This window comes from Paenibacillus canaveralius, from assembly GCF_047238265.1.
GTDB lineage: Bacteria > Bacillota > Bacilli > Paenibacillales > NBRC-103111 > Paenibacillus_F.
In genome coordinates this window covers 1,086,575-1,106,276 of the sequence record NZ_JBDFMM010000001.1, presented here as the reverse complement: position 1 = coordinate 1,106,276, position 19,702 = coordinate 1,086,575, and the positions used below count along the sequence as shown (strand labels likewise).

General features: G+C 53.6%; 18 protein-coding genes. 6 read left to right on the top strand and 12 right to left on the bottom strand.

From position 1 onward, the window contains the following. Positions 1–25: 25 nt before the first annotated feature. The 5 genes from ABC395_RS05005 to ABC395_RS04985 all read right to left on the bottom strand — a co-directional run bounded on the left by ABC395_RS05005 (position 26) and on the right by ABC395_RS04985 (position 3,580). A complete protein-coding gene (locus tag ABC395_RS05005; RefSeq protein ID WP_413001203.1) occupies positions 26–259 on the bottom strand; it encodes a hypothetical protein in 234 nt (77 codons plus the stop codon). 241 nt (positions 260–500) lie between these two features. Further along, entirely contained in the window at positions 501–659 is a 159-nt protein-coding gene (locus ABC395_RS05000; RefSeq protein WP_413001202.1) for a hypothetical protein, read from the bottom strand. Positions 660–868: 209 nt separating this feature from the next. Then, positions 869–1,513, bottom strand: a complete 645-nt coding sequence (locus ABC395_RS04995) for a hypothetical protein (protein ID WP_413001201.1) — start codon at positions 1,511–1,513, stop codon at positions 869–871. A 305-nt stretch (positions 1,514–1,818) separates the two neighbouring features. Then, positions 1,819–2,814, bottom strand: coding sequence for an NAD(P)/FAD-dependent oxidoreductase (locus ABC395_RS04990; protein WP_413001199.1), 996 nt, complete (start codon positions 2,812–2,814; stop codon positions 1,819–1,821). Positions 2,815–2,998: 184 nt separating this feature from the next. Beyond that, positions 2,999–3,580 (bottom strand): TetR/AcrR family transcriptional regulator, encoded by a 582-nt coding sequence (locus ABC395_RS04985; protein WP_413001197.1) that lies wholly within the window; start codon positions 3,578–3,580, stop codon positions 2,999–3,001. Positions 3,581–3,854: 274 nt separating this feature from the next. On the opposite strand from ABC395_RS04985, the gene ABC395_RS04980 reads away from it, so the two are divergent. Then, positions 3,855–5,339, top strand: coding sequence for an MFS transporter (locus ABC395_RS04980; RefSeq protein ID WP_413001195.1), 1,485 nt, complete (start codon positions 3,855–3,857; stop codon positions 5,337–5,339). A 531-nt stretch (positions 5,340–5,870) separates the two neighbouring features. Here the strand turns inward: ABC395_RS04980 and ABC395_RS04975 are convergent. The 3 genes from ABC395_RS04975 to ABC395_RS04965 form a co-directional block, all read right to left on the bottom strand. After that, positions 5,871–7,172: an ABC transporter substrate-binding protein gene (locus tag ABC395_RS04975; protein WP_413001194.1), complete on the bottom strand. Its 1,302-nt coding sequence runs from the start codon at positions 7,170–7,172 to the stop codon at positions 5,871–5,873. A gap of 135 nt (positions 7,173–7,307) precedes the next feature. Next, complete coding sequence (locus ABC395_RS04970) at positions 7,308–8,144, bottom strand: carbohydrate ABC transporter permease (RefSeq protein ID WP_413001192.1); 837 nt, start codon at positions 8,142–8,144, stop codon at positions 7,308–7,310. Then, positions 8,145–9,023 (bottom strand): carbohydrate ABC transporter permease, encoded by an 879-nt coding sequence (locus ABC395_RS04965; RefSeq protein WP_413001190.1) that lies wholly within the window; start codon positions 9,021–9,023, stop codon positions 8,145–8,147. It abuts the gene before it with no gap. Positions 9,024–9,143: 120 nt separating this feature from the next. Between ABC395_RS04965 and ABC395_RS04960 the strand changes: the two genes are divergently transcribed. The 3 genes from ABC395_RS04960 to ABC395_RS04950 all read left to right on the top strand — a co-directional run bounded on the left by ABC395_RS04960 (position 9,144) and on the right by ABC395_RS04950 (position 13,963). After that, on the top strand, positions 9,144–10,946 hold the full coding sequence (locus ABC395_RS04960; protein WP_413001188.1) for a cache domain-containing sensor histidine kinase: 1,803 nt from the start codon (positions 9,144–9,146) through the stop codon (positions 10,944–10,946). Next, the gene (locus ABC395_RS04955; RefSeq protein WP_413001186.1) at positions 10,943–12,574 is read left to right on the top strand and encodes a response regulator; all 1,632 of its coding nucleotides are present in this window, start codon (positions 10,943–10,945) and stop codon (positions 12,572–12,574) included. The genes ABC395_RS04960 and ABC395_RS04955 overlap by 4 nt, the downstream gene beginning before the upstream one ends. 360 nt (positions 12,575–12,934) lie before the next feature. Continuing rightward, positions 12,935–13,963, top strand: a complete 1,029-nt coding sequence (locus tag ABC395_RS04950; RefSeq protein ID WP_413001184.1) for a serine hydrolase domain-containing protein — start codon at positions 12,935–12,937, stop codon at positions 13,961–13,963. Positions 13,964–14,034: 71 nt separating this feature from the next. Here the strand turns inward: ABC395_RS04950 and ABC395_RS04945 are convergent, their stop codons facing one another. Both ABC395_RS04945 and ABC395_RS04940 read right to left on the bottom strand, forming a co-directional pair. Continuing rightward, a complete protein-coding gene (locus ABC395_RS04945) occupies positions 14,035–14,451 on the bottom strand; it encodes a DUF2500 domain-containing protein (RefSeq protein WP_413001183.1) in 417 nt (138 codons plus the stop codon). A 174-nt stretch (positions 14,452–14,625) separates the two neighbouring features. Next, positions 14,626–14,883, bottom strand: a complete 258-nt coding sequence (locus tag ABC395_RS04940; RefSeq protein ID WP_170318711.1) for an AbrB/MazE/SpoVT family DNA-binding domain-containing protein — start codon at positions 14,881–14,883, stop codon at positions 14,626–14,628. 623 nt (positions 14,884–15,506) lie between these two features. Between ABC395_RS04940 and ABC395_RS04935 the strand changes: the two genes are divergently transcribed. Beyond that, positions 15,507–16,862: an ArsB/NhaD family transporter gene (locus ABC395_RS04935; protein WP_413001181.1), complete on the top strand. Its 1,356-nt coding sequence runs from the start codon at positions 15,507–15,509 to the stop codon at positions 16,860–16,862. 151 nt (positions 16,863–17,013) lie between these two features. Here the strand turns inward: ABC395_RS04935 and trmL are convergent, their stop codons facing one another. After that, positions 17,014–17,478: a tRNA (uridine(34)/cytosine(34)/5-carboxymethylaminomethyluridine(34)-2'-O)-methyltransferase TrmL gene (trmL, locus tag ABC395_RS04930; RefSeq protein WP_413001179.1), complete on the bottom strand. Its 465-nt coding sequence runs from the start codon at positions 17,476–17,478 to the stop codon at positions 17,014–17,016. A gap of 140 nt (positions 17,479–17,618) precedes the next feature. On the opposite strand from trmL, the gene ABC395_RS04925 reads away from it, so the two are divergent. Further along, positions 17,619–18,332 carry a response regulator transcription factor gene (locus tag ABC395_RS04925; protein ID WP_413001178.1) on the top strand — a complete coding sequence of 238 codons (714 nt, stop codon included), beginning with the start codon at positions 17,619–17,621 and terminating at the stop codon, positions 18,330–18,332. Between the two features lie 212 nt (positions 18,333–18,544). Here ABC395_RS04925 and serC read toward each other — a convergent pair whose 3' ends face one another. Next, entirely contained in the window at positions 18,545–19,633 is a 1,089-nt protein-coding gene (gene serC / locus ABC395_RS04920; RefSeq protein WP_413001176.1) for a 3-phosphoserine/phosphohydroxythreonine transaminase, read from the bottom strand. Positions 19,634–19,702: the final 69 nt, after the last annotated feature.

Here is a 19,702-nt window from a genome sequence, read left to right as displayed (position 1 = left end):
TTAACAAATCAGAATCGGCCTATTCCTAAAATGAATCGGCTAACAACAGAAACACGGCGACAAGTGCAATAACACCCCCGCCTGCGTAAACAGGCACTCTTTTCTTTGAAAGACCGATTTTGTCCATTATATAATCCAACGCTGTCATAACTATAGCAATGATTGCAATCTGCAAGACAAATCCGGAAGGTACAAAACGGGTAACCATCAAAATTACACATACAAATAAGACAAAGTTTAGCGGGTAGCGGACACTCAATTTATCACCCTCCTTTAATGGTAATTATATACCAAATAACTCTGATAAACCCATGCGAAATCAGTGAGCCTTCATTATTGTATCTCCCATTTAGAAATCATGTAGTCCGTTACTTATCCAATACTATGTTAATTTTCCGGTCAAGTTCGAGCAAAAGTTGTTGCTGTTCATGGAAAAGCGCTTCTTTTTGTCCAGAGGCCATAAAGATTACATAAAAAAAGGCCTCTCACCGAGAAGCCTTTCATCCCTTTACATTCATTCCATAAATACCCACAAGCCACAAACCCACATAAAGCGCAATACCGGCGATAACCAGTATCAGCAAAATATTTAGCAGCCGGATCGTCAGGCTCCACGGGTTTTTGTCCGGCTTCGCGTTACGGTTCGGTAGTTCCGTCAAAACATTCACCTCGTTAAATAATCATTATCTAGAAATATCATACATCCTTTCCAGATATTTATCACGTTCGAATTTAAAATTTCCCTGGACGGATGTCTATATAGACCGCAGCATCTTTTCATATAAACAGCGCCTGGCACACTCAAGCTCAAGTTCTCCCGCGGAAAAAAAGCCTTCCCCCGTACATCCGGAGAAGGCTTTCTTTGGGTTTAACGCTTAAGCGAAGCGATCAACTGACCGGTGGACACGACCTTGGCGTAATCGGCCGGCGTGCCCGTATGCGTATAACCGTCCGGCCAGAACGTGGTGGAAGACGGCGGGGTCGAGTTCGCGGAGGACATGATCGTCCAGGCGCCGGCGGTGTTCCGGAAGCTGATGCCGCTGCATACGACCTGATTGTGGAGGGTATTCCAATTCGGCAGGGGATTCGGAATGGTCGCAAACGACCGGTCGCAGGCCGCTACTACCAGCCGCGCACTCGTAAGCGAACCGAAAGAGCCCGTCGCGCCCGAAAAAGTTTTCACCACGGTGCCGTTAACTTTGAATTCCAGCTTGTTCGAACTGTTGACGGACAGCTCGATGGGCACGGTGCTTCCGGCCGCAAGATTGAAGGCTCCGCCATCGTTGGCGGCTCCCGTGTTCCAGAACCAGTGCCACTTGCCGTTTTTCGCTTCCGTATAGTTGGTGGACAGGCCGCACTCGTAATTCGTATTGGACCCGTAAACGCCCAAATAAAAATTAATAAACCCGCCCGTCGTTCCGACCGATGCGCCGGAAGGCAGCTGGATATTCGTTTTCAGCCCGTAAACCGCATCGCTCTTGGTCCACCGTAAAATTTTCGCATACTCTGCCATAGATTTGTTCCTCCTGAGGTTCAGTCTAAAGGTAGGAGCTAACCCGGGCGTCGCCCGCCGGACAGCCGAGCCTTGAAAAAAGGCGCGGCTTTGCTCCTTCACTTAATAAGGCGAACGGAGTCCGGCTTTTACAACCTTCTTTTGAAATTTTTTTATTTAAAAAGAAACCGGCAGAATTGTCCCCCTCCTCACGCCGCGCCAAGCTCTCACGCAAGCTCGGCCTTCCAGGCGCAGGCATTAAAAAAGACGGAGGGATCGGCCTCCTGTCTGACAGGTGCCGTCCTCCGCCTTTATCAGGCATGCGGTCAGTTGTTCTTCTTGCGGATCGCTTTATTCATCCAGATAGCCGCCATGGCGCCTTCGCCCATCGCGACGGTAAGCTGCTCCGCATGTACGCCGATATCTCCGGCCACGTAAACACCCGGAATGTTCGTTTCCTTGCTGCGCGGATCGGCCAGCAGATGGCCGTTCTCCATCCGCTCCACGCCGAGCTGCGCGGCCAGGCCGGAATGGACGGCATTGCCGCCGAAGCCGAGAAACCCTCTCTCGGCGGACAGCGTCCCGCCGCCGGCCAGCTCCACGCCGCCGATCCTGCCGCCATCCTCCAGGATGGCGGCAATCGGTCCGGCGACGATGTCGATGCCGGCGCGCTCCAGCTTTTCCTGCAGATCCGCGTTAACGGGGCTCCGTTCGTGATTCACGAACGTGAGCTTGTCCGTCCGCGGACGCAGGGTCAGTGCCATGCCGGCGCCGGGATTGCCCGCGCCCAGCACGAGCGTGCGGCGGCCCGCCACCTCGTGGCCGTCGCAGTCCGGACATACATACACCGTATGTCCGAGGCATTCCCGCAGCCCCGGCAGCTCCGGGAAGCGGTCCATCACACCGGTAGCCAGCAGCAGCGTGGCACCGGTGTATTCAGTGTCCGGCTCCGCACCGGACTCGCCGGGCAGCCCCAGCCCGCCGGGCTCGTGCGCCGCAAGCGGGTGCCGGGCTCCCCGTTCGTCAGGCCGGAGCTTCCTCATGCCGACGCGGAAGCCGGACTCCAGCGAGCCCGCCAGCCGTACGGCCAGTCCTTCGGCGAATTCGACGCCGAGCGACTCGGCCTGCCCCCTGCCCGTGCGGCGCAGCTCTTCGCCGGATATCCCGTCCGGGTAGCCGAGCACGTTATGGTATTTGGCGCACAGGGTAGAGCGGCCGTATCCGGCGTCAATAACCAAGACGCGATGGCCGTAACGTCCGAGCTGGATCGCCGCCTGAAGCCCCGCAATGCCTCCGCCGACAATAATCGAATCGTATGTCATAAGTCACCTTCTTTATTAGTAGAAAGACAAGTTTCAACGGCGTTAAACCTTCTCTTTACTATACCCTTCGCTTACAAAATGTAATCGGTTCGATTACACTCCTGTCGGGTTCAGGCGGCCTTCTTTCGACGACACGTTCCATGCCGGGAGGCGCATTAGGTTTGAGGCTGCCGTTTTTCCGGCGTCAATGAAGCAGAGTAAGCAGCATCTCTACCGTATTATCGGCAAACTGCCTGTCCGGACGGGACTTCATCATAACGGTAAGCCCGATCAGTGACACCAGCAGAGCCTGGGCCGTGCCCCTTGCTTGAAGTGCAGTATCCAGTTCGCCCGAGCGAATTCCCCGTTCGATCGTTTCCTGGAAAATAACCGAAAGGTACAATTGGTGCTCTCTCGTAAGAATTTCGAATTTCTCGTCGTGGGGCGCCAGCTCCACCATCGTGTTAATGCTGAAGCATCCCCGGTTCAGGCTTCTGTCGTATTCATCCGCCACGATGTCCTCGAACAAAGCGCGGAAAGCCTCTTTGACGGAGGCGTGATTGTGCAGTTTAGCCCGTATTCGGGCGGCGTGAGCCTGTGTATATTTGCGCAGAGCGGCCTCGAACAGCTCCTGCTTGCTGCCGAAAGCGGCATACATGCTTGGCCGCTGTATGCCCATTCGGGCCGTCAATTCGGTTAACGAAGCGGCCTCGTATCCTTTTTCCCAGAACAGCTGCATTGCGGCATCCAAAGCCGTGTCTTCATCGAATTCCCTCTGACGGACCATAAGAACCCCCCTCTTATTTATATCGGTCGGTATATTTAATTTTAGATTTCAAACGCTCTCTTGTCAATAAATTAAAAGTTCTTTGTAACATAAATCCAGAGTCCTTACGGATTAACTTTATCCTTTTTTAACACATGTCTTTATTGGCGGATTTAAATTCCATGCTTCAGTCAGTTATCCTTGACAGTTCCCTCAATTGCTGGTAATTTAACAATCATTATGTACCACTCGGTATATTATAAATTCTAATATCCTAAAAGGAGTGAAACGAACTATGGTAACTCCCCGCAAAATCAGCCTCCCCGCCGGACAAGAAGCCGGAACTTCAGATTCGAAAGAAACGTCCGCCATTCCGAACGGAGAAGCTTCCATCCCGGTCACGGCTGAGACTGAGACGCTTGCCCGGGTTGAGGCACCGTCTCCGACACCGCCACCCGTATCGGGCTTGTCGACGACTCTAAAACCGGCGCCGAATGCGGCCTTGCCAGCGGCTTTGAAACCCGCATCGTCATCGCCATCGGGCTCATCGGCGGAAGGAGATTTTCCCTCGGGTTCTGTTTTAGCCTCACACCCCGAACCGGCGGCTCCGCCGTCTTCCTTGTCCCGGGCGAAGGCGCTGCTTTTTTCCGCCGCTTGCGGACTCGCCGTAGCCAACATTTACTACGCCCAGCCTCTCCTTGACGCTCTTGCCGCTGAGTTCCGGGTAGCTCCCGCCGCTATCGGCCTTGTCGTTACCGTAACTCAGCTTTGTTACGCCCTAGGCCTGCTGCTGCTCGTTCCGCTCGGGGATCTGCTGAACCGCCGGCGGCTCATCGCCGTTCAAATGCTGCTTTCGGCCGGCGCTCTTCTCATCGTCGGCACCGCCCCGTCCGCACCGGTACTGCTGGCCGGAATGGCCGCGGTCGGGCTGCTCGCCGTCGTGACTCAGGTGCTTGTCGCCTATGCTTCCACTCTTGCCTCCCCCGGGGAAAGGGGACGCCTCGTAGGCGTCGTGCAGAGCGGTATCGTAATCGGCATCCTTCTCGCACGGACCTTTGCCGGCACCCTGACGGATCTGGCCGGCTGGAGATCGGTTTATCTCACCTCGGGACTGCTGATGTTCGTTACGGGAGCCGTTCTGTACCGGGTGTTACCGGATGTTCCTCATAAGAAGACGGCGCTCTCTTATCTCCGCCTTCTCCGGTCCGTGTTCACTTTGTTTAAGGAAGAACGCCTGCTGCGGGTACGTGCCGTCCTGGCTTTTCTGATCTTTACCGCGTTCAGCACCTTGTGGACCGCCCTGGTTCTGCCTCTCAGCGCGCCTCCTCTTTCGCTTTCCCACACGGCCGTCGGGGCGTTCGGTCTTGCCGGAGCAGCCGGGGCATTAGCCGCCGCAGGAGCGGGCAGACTGGCGGACCGCGGCTTGGGACAGCGGACCACCGGCACGGCGCTCGTTCTGCTGTTGGTGTCCTGGGGTTTTATCGGCTTCACCCCCCATTCTCTGACGGCCGCAGTCGTTGGCGTCATCCTGCTGGACCTTGCCGTACAGGCCGTCCATGTGACAAACCAAAGCCTGATCTTCACCGTACGTCCCGAAGCACGGAGCCGGCTGACAGCAGGTTACATGGTGTTTTACTCGCTGGGCAGCGCGACGGGAGCGATTGCATCGACAGGCTTATACGCTGTCAGCGGCTGGAACGGAGTATGCTTTTTCGGCGCAGCCGTAAGCGGGCTGGCCCTTCTCTTTTGGGCAGTCACTCGCGGACGCGGCCCCGAATAACCAAAAGCGGTTCCCTTAGGATAGGGGACCGCTTTTACTCCGTTACCGCTTCCTGCTTCATCCTTACTTTATTCTTGTATCGATCTTGCCTTGTTCTTGCTTCATCCTTGCTGCGTTCTTGCTTTGCTCTTGCTTTGATTTTACCTTGTTCTTGCCTTGTTCTTGCCTTGTTCTTGCCTTGTTCTTGCCTTGTTCTTGCCTTGTTCTTGCCTTGTTCTTGCCTTGTTCCTGCTTCGTTCTTGCTTCGTTCTTGCTTCGTTCTCGCTTTTAACTCCCTCTCCCTTCGTTCTTCATCCTCAATCTCTTAGGCTCTTCCTCCAATGCTTCGCAATTTTTACGGCTGCCTTCTCGTTCCCTACTTCGCTTGACCACCTACTTCACCCTGCATCATTCTAACCTGCGCATTTCAGTATGTTTACGGGGTTAGCTGGAATTTCACCGGAAGTCCCTTTCCCGGAATACTTTTCGGTCTTTGCACCTCATACAAAAAAAACGCCTGCGATTCACATCGCAAGCGTTTCTTAAGCTACCTTACTGCGCGGTTTTACCTTTAAGGTTATCCCACGTTTTCTGGAAGTCGTCGAACATTTGATCTTTCGTTTTCTTACCGGCTACATAAGCCTGCATGGTAGCACCGAATTCCTGCATAGCGCCTTCCGGATACTTGGAGGAGTTCCAGCCCAGAACTTTGTTCTCTTTGCTGTACGTCATAATATCCGCGGCGAGGTCGCCGAGATCTTCCGCTTTCGCTTCGATGTTCGTGAAGGCCGGAATGAACTTGAAGTCATGCGTGATAAAAGCTTTACCGGCATCGGAGGTTGCGAGCCAGTTCAAAAACTCTTTGGCTTCGGCTTTGACCTTGGAGTTCTTGTTGACGACCCAGTTGTTCGGAACGCCCACGTAAAGCTTGTCCGTCTGTGCCGCATCGTCGCCGATCGGCATCGGAAGAATGCCGATGTTCAGGTCCTTGTTGATTCCGTCAATTTGGACCTGCGTCCAGTTGCCCTGCTGCATCATAGCCGCTTGACCGTTAGCGAACATTGTAACCTGGGTGTTGTAATCGGTCGTCAGCGGATTTTTGTTGCTGTATTTCAGTGTCAGATCTACCATTCTGGTCCACTGTTCGAAGACGGGATTGCCCTTGAATTTCTCGGTTCCGGCGTTCAGGCCGGCGATAAATTTGTTGGAATCCGGCTGGTTGGCAAACGCGACGTTAAGCGTATGGTTGCCCAGCACCCACCATTCCTGGTAGCCGTTCGCGAACGGCGTGATGCCCGCCGCCTGAAGTTTTTTCGACGCTTCGTCGAGCTGAGTCAGCGTTTTCGGCAGTTCGGTAATGCCGGCTTTCTTGAACAAGTCTTTGTTGTAAATGAAGCCGTAGCCTTCCAGACCCATCGGCTGTCCATAGATTTTGCCGTCCTTGGTCATCGGTTCTTTCGCGACCGGAACCAGATCTTTTACCCAAGGCTGGTCGGAGAGATCTTCGAGATGTTCCATCCATGTGTTCATTTCCTGGAAGCCGCCGTTGTTGAAAATGTCCGGCGTATCGCCGCCCGCGAATTTCGCTTTGAGCGCCGCGCCGTAATCCGCGCCTCCGCCTACGGTCTGGATGTCCAGCTTGACGCCCGGATGCGTTTTTTCATACTCCGCTTTAACTTTATTCAACGCTTCGGCGATTTCGACTTTAAATTGAAAGATTTTAATGGTTTTCGTTCCGCCTTCGGCCGCATTGCCGCCTTCCGCGGTTTTACCGGAATCACCGCTTCCGCAGCCTGCGAGCACGGTGGACATCGCGAATACGGAAACGAGTGCGAGTGTAGAAAGCTTTTTCATGGTGAAACCTCCCTTTATAGTCTTGCTTCTTGCCGGATCTTCTTCATTATAAAGACAGGAACGGACCGCCGACACCGAGGCTGTTGACCTGTTGAGTGGAACAAATTGACCTTACGGGCTTTGTCAGATCCGTACTCAGCCTTTGACGGAACCTGCCGTAATACCTTCGATAATATAACGCTGCATGGCCAGGAAGAAAATGATGATCGGCGTAATTCCGAGCACGAGCGCCGGCAGAGCCAGATCCCACTGCTTCATGTACTGGCCGAAGAAGGAGAAGGTAGCCAGCGGGATGGTCCGCAGAGATTGGTCTTGCAGGACGAGCGACGGCAGCAGATAGTCGTTCCACGTCCAGAGGGCGTTCAGGATGATGACGGTTACGATCATCGGCTTGAGCAGCGGCAGCACGATGCGCCAGAACACGCCGTACGGGGATGTCCCGTCCACGACGGCCGACTCCTCAATCTCCAGAGGAATCGATTTCACGAATCCGTGGAAAAGAAAGATTGCCATCGGTGCCCCGAATCCCAGGTAACAGACGATCAGGCCCCACAGGCTGTCCATCAGGCCTACGCCGGAGAGGACTTTTACGAGCGGGATCATGATCGACTGGAACGGGATAACCATCGCGGCCACGAACAGGCCGAACAGGACTTGGTTGACGCGGCTTTTATACCGCACAAGCCGGTAAGCCGCCATAGCGCTGATCAGTGCGATGCCGATGTTGCTGATCACGGTCACGATCAGGGAGTTCCAGAACACGGCCGGGAATTTGGTAATGGTCCAGGCCCGCTTGTAGTTCTCGAAGTGAAACGATTCGGGCCAGCTGGCGGCATTGGAAAGCAGGTCGCCGAAGCTTTTCACGGAGTTCACGAGAAGGAAGTAAAACGGGACAAGAAACAACAGAGCGATGATAAACGTTACGGCTTCGGCGGCAAACACGCGCCCGGAGTAACGGTTTTGTGCTTCCATTTACGCTTCGACCTCCTTGCTTTTCGTGAAACGGACCTGCAGCCAGGTAATGACCGCGACGACGATGAAGAACACAAGCGCCTTGGCCGTACCGAGGCCGTACCGGTTGTTCTGGAACGCTTCGCTGTAAATGTTCATCGCAACGGATTCGGTCGAGCGGAAAGGTCCGCCCTTCGTCAGCGACAAGTTGAGATCGAACATTTTGAACGTCCATGAAATGGCAAGGAACAGGCAGACGGTAACGGCCGACATGATGAGCGGAATCATAATGGAACGCAGCACTTGTCCCTGCGTAGCTCCGTCGATCTGCGCCGCTTCGATGACGTCTTTGGGCACATTGCTGAAAGCCGCGATGTAAATAACCATCAGATACCCGGCTGTCTGCCAGACGAACACGATCACGATGCCCCAGAAGGCGGTCATGGAATCCCCCAGCCACGGAAGGTTAAAAAAGCCGATTCCCGTCATTTGGCCGATAGCGGAAAATCCTTTTACAAAAATAAACTGCCAGATAAAACCGAGAAGAAGCCCGCCGATTACGTTCGGCATAAAGAAAATCGTTCTCAGGAAATTCCGGGTCTTCAAAGGTCTCGTCAGCAGGTATGCCAGAACGAATCCGACCAGATTGGACAGCACGACGCCCACGATCGTAAACCGGACGGTAAACCAGAAGGCGCTCCAGAAATCTTGATCCCCGGTGAAGATTCTTTTAAAATTATCAAAGCCTACCCAGCTGACCTCGCCGGATACTCCGTTCCAGTTCGTGAACGAGTAGTACATGCCGAGCAGGAAAGGGATGATAATAATCAGGGTAAAGAACAGGACCGCGGGTCCGAGAAAAAATAATTGCTGAGCCCACTGCGATGAACGCTTATGCATCTGTCTTCCTCCTTTTTTCTGCGGAAGGTTGTGTATTAAGTATAGGACGCGCCCCACGTTCCCCACTACCGCACGAGGTGAACCGTTAGGTGGAATATATTGATCTGAGGAGTCTGCCCGATGAACAAAAGCAGCATTCGTACACGCCTCATCCTGCTCATGCTGATCGCGACCGTCATTCCGATCGTAATCTCGATGATCGTCACATATTTTTACACGACCCGTTCGGTCGGAACGAAGCTGATCCGGGAGAACGCCAATCTCATCTACCAGGGCAAAACGAACGTACAAGCGTACATGGATACGCTGAACCGCAACTCGCTGTCGCTCTATAACGATCCGGGCGTGCTTCTGATGCTCCGGAGGAATGTGCATGATTACACGAACGAGGCCCAAACCTATACTCTGCTGCAAAATCTGACTCACTCCGTGGACGGCATTTACCAGATTTATTTCTATATGGCAAAAGCCCGCAGGTCTACGCTGCTTATCGGGGACATCCCGAAGCGCGGCTATGATACGGATAATTTCAGCGAGCCTTATACGACCGATAATCCCTCTTCCGTCGTGGAGCCTACGCACATGAGTTCCATCTACGGACTGGGACAAAGTCCGCCTTATTATGACCCCCGCCCCGTCATAACATTACACCGGGCCATCTACAACGTCCCGACGACGGAATGGCTGGGGACGTTATCGATCGATATCAAGCTGGAGGCGATTCAGGACATTGCCGACCAGCTTTTCAACAAACAGCACGAACGTCTTTACCTGCTCGATCAGTCGGGCATGGTCGTTTATTCCGGGGACAGCACCCTGGTCGGAAAGCCCCTCTCCGATGACTGGACGGGGCGGGTTCTGGAGTCCAAAGAAACACGCGGGCAGCTGGAAATGAACAAGTCCGTTTATTTGTACGAAAAAATGGACACCCCCTACATGAAGTGGACGCTCGTGAAGGAAATCCCGCACAGCTATCTGTACGAGGGGGTTCGGAGCCTGACCCAGATCAATATCATCATCGCGGCGGTCTCCCTGCTGCTCGTCATTGCGGCCACCTTGCTCGTGACGATCCGCATCACCGCCCCGATCAAAAAATTGATCGGAACGATCAACCAGATTCAGGCCGGTAATCTGACCGCTCGTGTAGACGGGGAAGGCCAGGACGAAATCGGTATTCTGGTCCGCCGGTTCCGGACGATGATGGAGACGATCAATAACCTCATTCTGCGGGAATACAGGCTCGACATCGCCAATAAAACGAACCAGTTAAAAGCGCTGCAGGCCCAGATCAACCCGCATTTCATGAACAACGCGCTGCAGTCCATCGGTACGCTGGCTCTCCAGCATAACGTTCCGCGCATCTACTCGCTGATCAACTCGCTGGCGAAAATGATGCGCTACAGCATGAACACGAATCAGGAAGCCGTGCCGCTTTCGATGGAAATCAGTCATGTGAAGGCGTATCTGGAGTTGCAGAAAGAGCGGTTCGAAGGCAAATTCGGTACGCACTACGAACTGGACGAAGCCGCTCTTGGCATCATGGTTCCGAAGATGATCGTTCAACCGCTGGCCGAAAATTATTTCAAGCACGGCTTCGATCCGAAACTCGGTCCCGGCCGTCTGATTGTACGGGCCCGGCTCGAACCCGGCGTCGGGAATCCCGCACAGCCTGTCCTCATCGTGGAAGTCGAGGACAACGGACGCGGCATCCCGGAGGACAAGCTGGCGGAACTGGAAGCCGGACTCGCCATGATGCGCGAGGAGACCGGGATAGAGGAAGAAGGCGGAATCGGGATCGGCAACGTAAGGAGCAGACTGCGCCTTTACTTCGATCCGCGGGCTTCGCTGACACTTGAGAACACGGACCCGCACGGCGTCCGGATTACGATGCGCATTCCGCTCGGGGAGGATACCACAACATGATCGCATTACTCGTAGACGATGAGAAACACGTCCGCAATGCCCTGCGGATGCTGATCACATGGGAAGACCACGGCATTACGCAAGTGTTCGAGGCGGAAAACGGGGAAGAAGCCATTGAAGTAATCGGGCGCGAAAAGCCCCAGATCATCATCACCGATATGATGATGCCGGTCAGGGGCGGCGTGGAGCTGCTCCAATGGCTGCAGGCCAACGAGCCCTCCGCCAAATCGATCGTGATCAGCGGCCACGATGACTTTTCCCTTGTCCGCCATACGATCCAATACGGCGGAACCGACTATATCCTGAAGCCGATCGATCCGGATCAGGTCAACGAGGCGCTGGCCAAAGCGGTGGCCAGTTGGAAGAAAGAAGAGCACGAACGGTCCCGGAGCGTGGAGCGGAACATTGAGATGAACCGCATCAAGCCGGTCTACTGGGACCGGCAGTTGTCCGGACTGCTCGACGGGCCCGGGCAAAATCCGGACGCCGTCCGGGATCTCCGGACCGACTGGGGTCTTCCCGCGGGAACGGTCTCGTGCCGCATCGCCATCCTCAGCATGGTCACGATGGAGACGAAGCTGAAGAACAAATTCGGCCGCAACACGGACCTGCTCTTCTTCTCGCTGATCAACATCTGCAACGAGTTCCTTCACCGCCGCAGCCGCGGAGCCGCCTTCCGTTACTGGAGCTCCAACGAGATCGTGCTCCTGGTCTGGGGCGAGCCGGACAAAGTCCCCGCTCTGCTCGGGGACATTAACGAGGGCATCCGGACCGCCCTGCACAGCCGGCTCGATTTCGGGCTCAGCGGCGTGCACGCTTTCCCGGAAGGCCTCCCGGCCGCTTACCGTGAAGCCCGTAACGCGCTGCGCCAGCGCAACCTGCTCAGCCGCGGCGGCTGGATTCACGAGGCTGTCCGGCCCGAAGGGCTTCAGCCCCGGCGGCTGCGCTTCAGCGACTTCGAGGAAGCGATCCGGACGGCGATCCGCAGCGGCAGCGCCGAAGAGATCACCTCCGCCGTGCAGGCGTGGTTCGACGGCGTGCGGAGCCTGAGCGCCATCACGCTCGAGCAGATCGAGCAGTGGCGCGGCGAAGCGGACACCATGCGGGGCCGCTGGATCGAGGACTTCTTCCCGGACGGTCCCGAAGAGCTGCTCGCGGAGCTGCGCTCGGAAACCGGCAGCGGACAGACCATCGTCCCGCTGAACGAGCAGGGCACGCTCTCGCTTGCCGACTGGCAGCAGGAGCTGACGCATTCGTTCATCCAGCTCTCGAAGCATCTGCTCAAAAGGCAGCACCGGGAGAAGAACGTCATCTACGACATCGCGAAATATTTGCAGACGCACTATCACGAAGAGATTTCGCTGCAGGATATCGCCGGACGTTTCTTCCTCTCCCGCGAATATATTTCGCGCAAGTTCAAGCAGGAGTTCGGGACGAATTTGTCCGACTATCTGGGTTCTATCCGCATCGACAAAGCAAAACTGCTCATGATGAATCCCAACCTGCGGATTTCCCAGGTCAGCGAAATGGTCGGCTACGGCGACGAGAAATATTTCAGCAAAGTTTTCAAAAAAGTCACCGGGTTCTCGCCAAATGAATACCGGAAAGCCAACCAGCCGATCATGTAAAGGCGTATGAAGGCTTGTTCACATTTTTGTCATTTTCTTTTGATGGACGATTGGGTATAATTAGGCTAACGTATGTTTACTTGGAGGTGCGCTTGGATGTCTCATGCTTTCTGGATCATTATTGCAGTGCTTACCATGTTTATCGTGGCCATCTTCACATCTTCGTACAACGAGGATAAAACCAAAGGCCTGTAAGTTTCGCCCGTCATGCGGACAAACGAAAGCCCTGGATATGAAATGATCCCCACCCTGCGAGCAGAATGAATCTCTTGTTCTGTCCGTCTGCGGCGGGGATTTTTTTTATAGCAAAAAAGAGCACGGGAAAGATACCGTTCCATGCGGAAGAATGGAGGAAACGGCATGAAAGAAATGATAAGCGGGTCTATGCGGACTCTTAAAGAGGCGACCGGGTTTTCCGGCACGGCCCTTGCTAAGAACAAGGAAGAAATCTTCGCCGCCTTCAGCGGCGGCTATGCCAATCGCTCCGAAGGCATCCTTAACCGGGCGGATACCCGTTTCGGAATAGCATCCGGGTGCAAGCTGTTTACGGCTGCAGCAATCTGCCAGCTAGTGGAGAAAGGTCAACTCTCTTACGATTCCAAGCTGCGGGATTGTCTCCCGCTGAAGCTTGAACATTTTGATCAAGATATCACGATTCATCAGTTGTTAACACATACTTCCGGGATACCTGATTATTTCGACGAAGACATCATGGATCATTTCGAAGATTTATGGACGGATTATCCCATGTACCGTGTCCGGCGTCCTCAGGACTTCCTTCCCTTGTTTGCCGAAAAAAAGATGAAGCACGAGACCGGCCGTGTTTTTCATTACAATAACGGAGGCTATATCGTTCTGGGGCTCGTTGTCGAACATGTCAGCGGGCTCCCTTTCAGCGATTATGTGGAGCAATTTATTTTTGCCAAGGCGGGCATGAAGGATTCCGGATACTTTGAAGCGGATAGTTTGCCCGAACGTACGGCGGCCGGTTATATCGACCGAGAAGACGGAGGCTGGAAAACCAACGTATTCTCGCTTCCCGCCAAAGGCGGCCCGGACGGCGGCGCTTATGTGACGGCACCGGATATGATGAAATTTTGGGAAAGTTTAATGAGATTTGAATTGTTGAGCGAGGAAACGACCTCTATGCTGCTGCGGCCCCATGTGCATATAGCTAACGACATTTATTACGGATATGGACTCCGTATGAAGCTCCGGCAGCATGAGGGTCATGAGGATGTAGAGAAGTATATTTTAATGGGGTATGACCCGGGCGTGAACTTCAGGTCTGTCTATTACCCCCAAGAGAGGCTTTCTATCGTGGTTTGCTCCAACAAATCCGGCGGAGCGTTCGAAATCATTTCCGGTATCGAAAAAGAAATGATTTAGCAAAAAGAGGCTGAAAAACCAGCCTCTTTACTTATTCGTTCTTCCGCGGAGTCCGCTGCACCCGGCAAGGCTTACGGATAACTGACCACCCGATGCCGCGCAAAACCGAGATACCGCGTCCCCTGAAAATTCAGCTTTCCCATGTCCCCTTCCACAAGCTGGCCGTACTCCGACCCGCTTATCCGGAACTCGATCCGGTCACCGCTCTCCACCTCGAACGTGACGAAGTAGGACGTGTCCGTGGAATGACTGTGCATGGATTCGTTCGAAGCCGAATGATGATGGGACACCTGCGTGCGCTTCGTGGCGACCCGCGCTTCTACCGTAAGCACCGGCTGCCTGTTGTTGTGGTTCCACTGCAGGATGCTTCTCACCAGAGTAAAAGCGATAAACGCCAGAATGGCGATGAAAACGAGCGGAAACAGCGCCGATATAAGCCCGAACATCCCCGGCCCGTCTCCGAACCCTATCCCGTTTATGTTTATCACGGCTCTCTCTCCTTTCCGTTCCGCTTCCGAAAGCTCTGCCCTGATTTTACCATATCACCTTGGTTTTAGGTGGTAAAAAAAGGAACATTCGCGAAAAAACGCCGTCTCCCGAAGGAAACGGCGCTTTTTCATCTCATGTGTTCGATCGTCTCGTCAAAACGTAGGAAATAAGCCCTAAACTCTCGGCTGTTTCATCGCGTTCATTTCACCCAGACAATTGGAACAGATGTGACGTTCTTTAAATTCGTTAACATGATCCATTTCACCGCAGAATACGCATTTCGGGCGGTATCTCTCTAGGATGATATGGTCCCCTTGTACTAAAATTTCGACCGGATCACCTTCGTTCATTTGATATCTTTTGCGCAGCGACTTAGGTAATACGATACGTCCAAGCTGATCCACTTTACGGACAACTCCAGCTGGTTTCATCATTGTGCCACTCACCTCATTTCACCGAAGTATAATCGGCTTAGCAATCTTTACCCATTTTTATTCGCCAAATTTCTGCTAATTCCTTCTAACTTCGTTATATTCTTTTTATTCGGGGATACAAATCGGCAAAGATTACAAGATTCCTAAGCACCAGAGTGAAAGAATCGTTGTCCGGCTTGCAAACTAGCCCCGGATACGTCTATACGCCTAGAAGATTTCAGGCAAAAGCCGCCCGATCTCCCGTTCCGTATACACCGGACTCCTGCTTTAGGCTCATGCCGGCAGGCACCGAATCCCGGCTCCCGGGTGTTCTCAAATCCGAAATGAACCTTCCGGCTCATGCCCGTCCGTCCCGAAATCCCGTCTGATCCGGGTCGGGAAGCATCCGGCCTTTCAACTGTCACGACAAGCCGTCTGCCCCTGCAAATCGTTTGTCAAGGAGAGGGAATCGTTGAAACTGGCGAAATTAGGAGAAAGCTTGGTTCCTGCCATCTTCCATAAACATATCATACATTACAACTAAATATAGCAGACAAGTATAAAGGAGGGAAAAAACTAGGGAAGCTAGTTTCCTTTTACAAGGTCCTTCTTTTTCGGAAAGAAGGGAGGTGAAATCAGAAATGGATGAGTTCCTTATCCCGATAACCGTTCTTACATTTCTCGGCACTCTCTTGTTTATTTTCTGGCGTCCGGACATCAATGAAGCCTTTCCCGCATCGGTGGGGGCGCTGATTATCCTGCTGAGCGGCAGCGTTTCTTTGACGGATCTGGGCAGCATTACCGAAACGATCGGCGGAGCCGCCGTTACGATTATGGCCACCATCGTGATGGCCATCGTTCTTGAAAGCTTCGGTTTTTTTCAATGGGCGGCGGAGAAATTATCGGCGAAAGCGCGAGGCTCCGGCATCCGGCTGTTCTGGTACACGAATCTGTTCTGCTTTCTGATGACGCTCTTCGTCAATAACGACGGCAGCATCCTCATTACGACTCCGATTCTGCTTATGCTGCTCCGCAACCTCAAACTCAAAAATCATCAGAAAATTCCCTATCTGCTGTCCGGGGCGTTAATCGCAACGGCTTCCAGCGCGCCTATCGGGGTCAGCAATATCGTCAATCTTATCGCGTTAAAAATGGTCGATATGGACCTCTACATGCACACGGCCATGATGTTCATTCCCGCCTCTCTCGGTCTCGCCCTGCTGGCGCTGCTGCTGTTCCTCAACTTCTACAAGACGCTGCCCAAAACCATTCCCGTCCTGAGACCCGGCTCCTGGAAATATACATCCCCCGGCATCGGCAACCACCCGCTCAAAAACAGTTCTTCAGACTTGGATGATGAACAGCGGACACGGTTTATGCGGAACATTCTCCTTTTCGTATTCGGCGTACGACTGAGCTTGTTCGCCGCTTCTTACGTCCACTTTCCCGTACCCGCCATGGCCGTCATCGGTTCCGTTCTCCTGCTTGCCTGGCGCTGGTACCGGCTGAACATTTCTCCGGCCGACATGATCCGCAAAACGCCGTGGAACATTCTTCTGTTCGCTTTCAGTATGTATGTCATCATCTACGGGCTGCACAATATCGGCCTTACGAACCTGCTGATCCGGCTGCTGGAGCCCCTCGTCAGCGGAAGCCTGCTTCATGCCAGCGTGCTGATGGGCATCCTCCTGAGCCTGCTCTCCAATATTTTCAACAATCATCCCGCTCTTATGATCGGAACACTTACGTTGACGCATATGGGACTCGATCCGCTGACGCTCAAAATCTCTTACCTGGCAAGCGTCGTCGGCAGCGATATCGGTTCTCTTCTTCTTCCTATAGGAACGCTCGCCACCCTCATGTGGATGCATATTCTGAAAAAAGGCAAGGTTGGCCTGACCTGGAGCCAGTATTTGAAAGTGACCATCACCGTCATTCCCGTCACCCTGCTCTTCACACTGGTTTTTCTCGCTTACTGGATCTCCTGGATTTACTAAAAAAAACGATCTTCGAATAAATCGAAGACCGTTCATGTAAAAGAAATGCTTACCGTAATTTATGTCAAAAAAAGCGTTTGAGTTCGGGTGTATTCAGGAGGACCCTGAGAAGAGGGCTGATTCCCTTCTCCTTAGGGTTTTTTTGTCCTGTTTACCGGAGACCCGGAAAATCGTTCTGGCGGAGCGCTTCGAACAGGACGATAGCCGCCGAATTCGATAAGTTCAGCGAGCGGACCGCATCCGACATCGGCATTCTCATGGTCTGGCCGGGATGAGCCTCCAGAATTTCGGGCGGGAGTCCTTTCGTCTCTCGGCCGAAAACGAAAAAATCGCCGTCGCGGAACTCGAAATCCGTATACCGCTTATCCGTTTTCGTGGTGGCAAAAAAGAACCGGCTTCCGGCATATTTTTGTTTAACCTCTTCAAAAGAATCGTGATATTCCAGTTTGACGGAATGCCAGTAGTCGAGTCCGGCCCGTTTGAGTGTTTTGTCGTCCGTTGAAAATCCGAGCGGCCGCACCAGATGCAGGTAAGTCCCCGTCGCTGCGCACGTCCGGGAAATATTGCCCGTATTCGCCGGGATTTCGGGTTCAACCAATACGATGTGAAAAGCCATGCTGCACGTTCACCTCTTTCCTCTGCTAGTATACACTTTCTTCTCGGCAATTTTAACACTCGTTTTACGTGTTCTTAATATGACCGTGATACATAGGCGCGATAATAGAGTTAATAACCGAATCCAAAGGAGACCGATTCATGAAGAAAAAAGTGCTAGTCGTAGACGACGAACCTTCGATCTCCATGCTCATCGAGTTCAATCTGAAGCTCGTAGGCTTCGAAGTCCAGTGTGTATATGACGGTGAGGCCGTATTCGACGTCATCGGCCAGTTCCGTCCCGACATTATCGTTCTCGATCTGATGCTGCCCAAAATGGACGGCCTGCAGGTCTGCCGCAAGCTGCGCAGCCAGAACAATCTCGTTCCCATCATTATGCTCACCGCCATGCAGGATTTATCGGATAAAATCGCGGGGCTGGACAACGGCGCCGACGATTATATGACCAAGCCATTCAGTCCGCAGGAGCTGATTTCCCGCATTCAGGCGATCATCCGCCGCATCCAGACCCTCCCGGCTTCGGGCGAAGAAGCCCCGATCACGATCGGCCAGCTCAGCATCCGTCCCGATCAGCGCGAGGTGACCTGTGCGGGCAAGCCGGTCGATCTGACCCCCAAAGAATTCGAGCTGCTTGTGTTCCTCTGCAAGCACAGAGGCAAAGTACTGAGCCGCCAGCAGCTGCTGCACGGCGTATGGGATTATCATTTCCTCGGCGATACCCGTATCGTCGATGTCCACATCTCTCATCTCCGGGATAAAATCGAGGTCAATGCCCGGACACCCGAATATATCATGACCATCCGCAACGTCGGCTACAAATTGACCGAACCCGCCATTAAAGAAAGTTTTGCCTGAGAGCCGTCCGGCTACACGGGCATACACAGAGCGTTTTAGTAAAAGGTAGGGCGAATCATTCGCCATACCTTTTTTTACGGGTTTATGGCGGCAGGTCTCAGTGCCGCCCGGCGAACATCCTATCCGCGCAGCAAAAACGGGACCCTGTGAAGGGCCCCGTTTTCCGATAAGAAGGGAAAAATACCTGTCCGTACACCGTGTAACGGAGGTGTTTATCCGTTGCGCTTGCTGAAATCGTTCATGAACTGGGCCAGAGCCTGACACGATTCGTAAGGAACCGCATTGTAAGTCGAAGCTCTAAGACCGCCGACGCTGCGGTGTCCTTTCAGACCGACAAACCCGTTCGCCTGGGACTCCTTCACGAACAGCTTCTCCAGCTCTTCCGATTGCAGACGGAACGTGATGTTCATTCTCGAACGGCTGTCCGTGTCTACACAGCCTTGATAGAAGCCGCCGCTGGAATCGATGGCGTTGTAGATCAGGTCGGTTTTGTCGCGGTTGATTTTCTCCAGCGCCGCAAGTCCGCCCTGGCGTTTGATCCAGTGCAGAACCAGATTGATCATGTACACCGAATAGGAAGGCGGCGTATTGTAAAGCGAATCGTTCTTCACGTGGGTGTCGTAGCGGAACATGGTCGGAAGGTTCGCATTCGCGCGCTCCAGCATGTCTTCCCGCAAAATAACGACCGTTACGCCCGAAGGACCGAGATTTTTCTGCGCGCCCGCGTAAATCAGGCTGAACTTCGAGACGTCGACCGGCCGGCTGAGAATGTCGCTGGACATATCCGCGATAAGCGGAATGCTGCCTGTGTCCGGATAGCTTTGAAGCTGGGAGCCTTCGATGGTTTCGTTCGACGTGACATGCAGGTAAGCCGTCTGATCCGGCAGGTTAAGCCCGCCGAGGTCCGGCATGCGCATGAACTTCTGATCTTTCGAGCTCGCCGCAACCGCGGTTTCCCCGAAAAGCTTCGCTTCCTTGATCGCTTTGTCCGCCCACGCGCCGCTTTGAACATAGGCCGCGGTTTGTCCGGCTTGCAGAAAATTCATGGGAATCATGGTGAATTGTGTGCTTGCTCCGCCTTGGAGGAAAAGCACTTTGTAGCCGTCCGGAATGCTGAACAATTCTTTAAGCAGGCTTTGCGTTTCGTTGTTCACCGCTTCGTACTCTGCGCTGCGGTGCGAAATTTCCATAATCGACATGCCGATGCCGCGGAAGTCGACAAATTCCTTCTGCGCCTGCTCCAGTACTTCCAGCGGCAGAGCCGCCGGACCGGCGTTAAAATTGTAAGCACGGTTTCCCATTTTTCTCTCCACACCCTCTGCTTCATTTGATTTATCGCTATGATAGCAGTATTCGCCAGCACCATCAAG

Coding starts and splice junctions, on each gene's coding strand:
- ABC395_RS04975 (WP_413001194.1), bottom strand. CDS start 7,172: ATGAAAAAGCTTTCTACACTCGCACTCGTTTCCGTATTCGCGATGTCC.
- serC (WP_413001176.1), bottom strand. CDS start 19,633: ATGGGAAACCGTGCTTACAATTTTAACGCCGGTCCGGCGGCTCTGCCG.
- ABC395_RS04980 (WP_413001195.1), top strand. CDS start 3,855: ATGGTAACTCCCCGCAAAATCAGCCTCCCCGCCGGACAAGAAGCCGGA.
- ABC395_RS04950 (WP_413001184.1), top strand. CDS start 12,935: ATGAAAGAAATGATAAGCGGGTCTATGCGGACTCTTAAAGAGGCGACC.
- ABC395_RS04925 (WP_413001178.1), top strand. CDS start 17,619: ATGAAGAAAAAAGTGCTAGTCGTAGACGACGAACCTTCGATCTCCATG.
- ABC395_RS04955 (WP_413001186.1), top strand. CDS start 10,943: ATGATCGCATTACTCGTAGACGATGAGAAACACGTCCGCAATGCCCTG.
- ABC395_RS04940 (WP_170318711.1), bottom strand. CDS start 14,883: ATGAAACCAGCTGGAGTTGTCCGTAAAGTGGATCAGCTTGGACGTATC.
- ABC395_RS04990 (WP_413001199.1), bottom strand. CDS start 2,814: ATGACATACGATTCGATTATTGTCGGCGGAGGCATTGCGGGGCTTCAG.
- trmL (WP_413001179.1), bottom strand. CDS start 17,478: ATGGCTTTTCACATCGTATTGGTTGAACCCGAAATCCCGGCGAATACG.
- ABC395_RS04935 (WP_413001181.1), top strand. CDS start 15,507: ATGGATGAGTTCCTTATCCCGATAACCGTTCTTACATTTCTCGGCACT.
- ABC395_RS04985 (WP_413001197.1), bottom strand. CDS start 3,580: ATGGTCCGTCAGAGGGAATTCGATGAAGACACGGCTTTGGATGCCGCA.
- ABC395_RS04970 (WP_413001192.1), bottom strand. CDS start 8,144: ATGGAAGCACAAAACCGTTACTCCGGGCGCGTGTTTGCCGCCGAAGCC.
- ABC395_RS04995 (WP_413001201.1), bottom strand. CDS start 1,513: ATGGCAGAGTATGCGAAAATTTTACGGTGGACCAAGAGCGATGCGGTT.
- ABC395_RS04965 (WP_413001190.1), bottom strand. CDS start 9,023: ATGCATAAGCGTTCATCGCAGTGGGCTCAGCAATTATTTTTTCTCGGA.
- ABC395_RS04960 (WP_413001188.1), top strand. CDS start 9,144: ATGAACAAAAGCAGCATTCGTACACGCCTCATCCTGCTCATGCTGATC.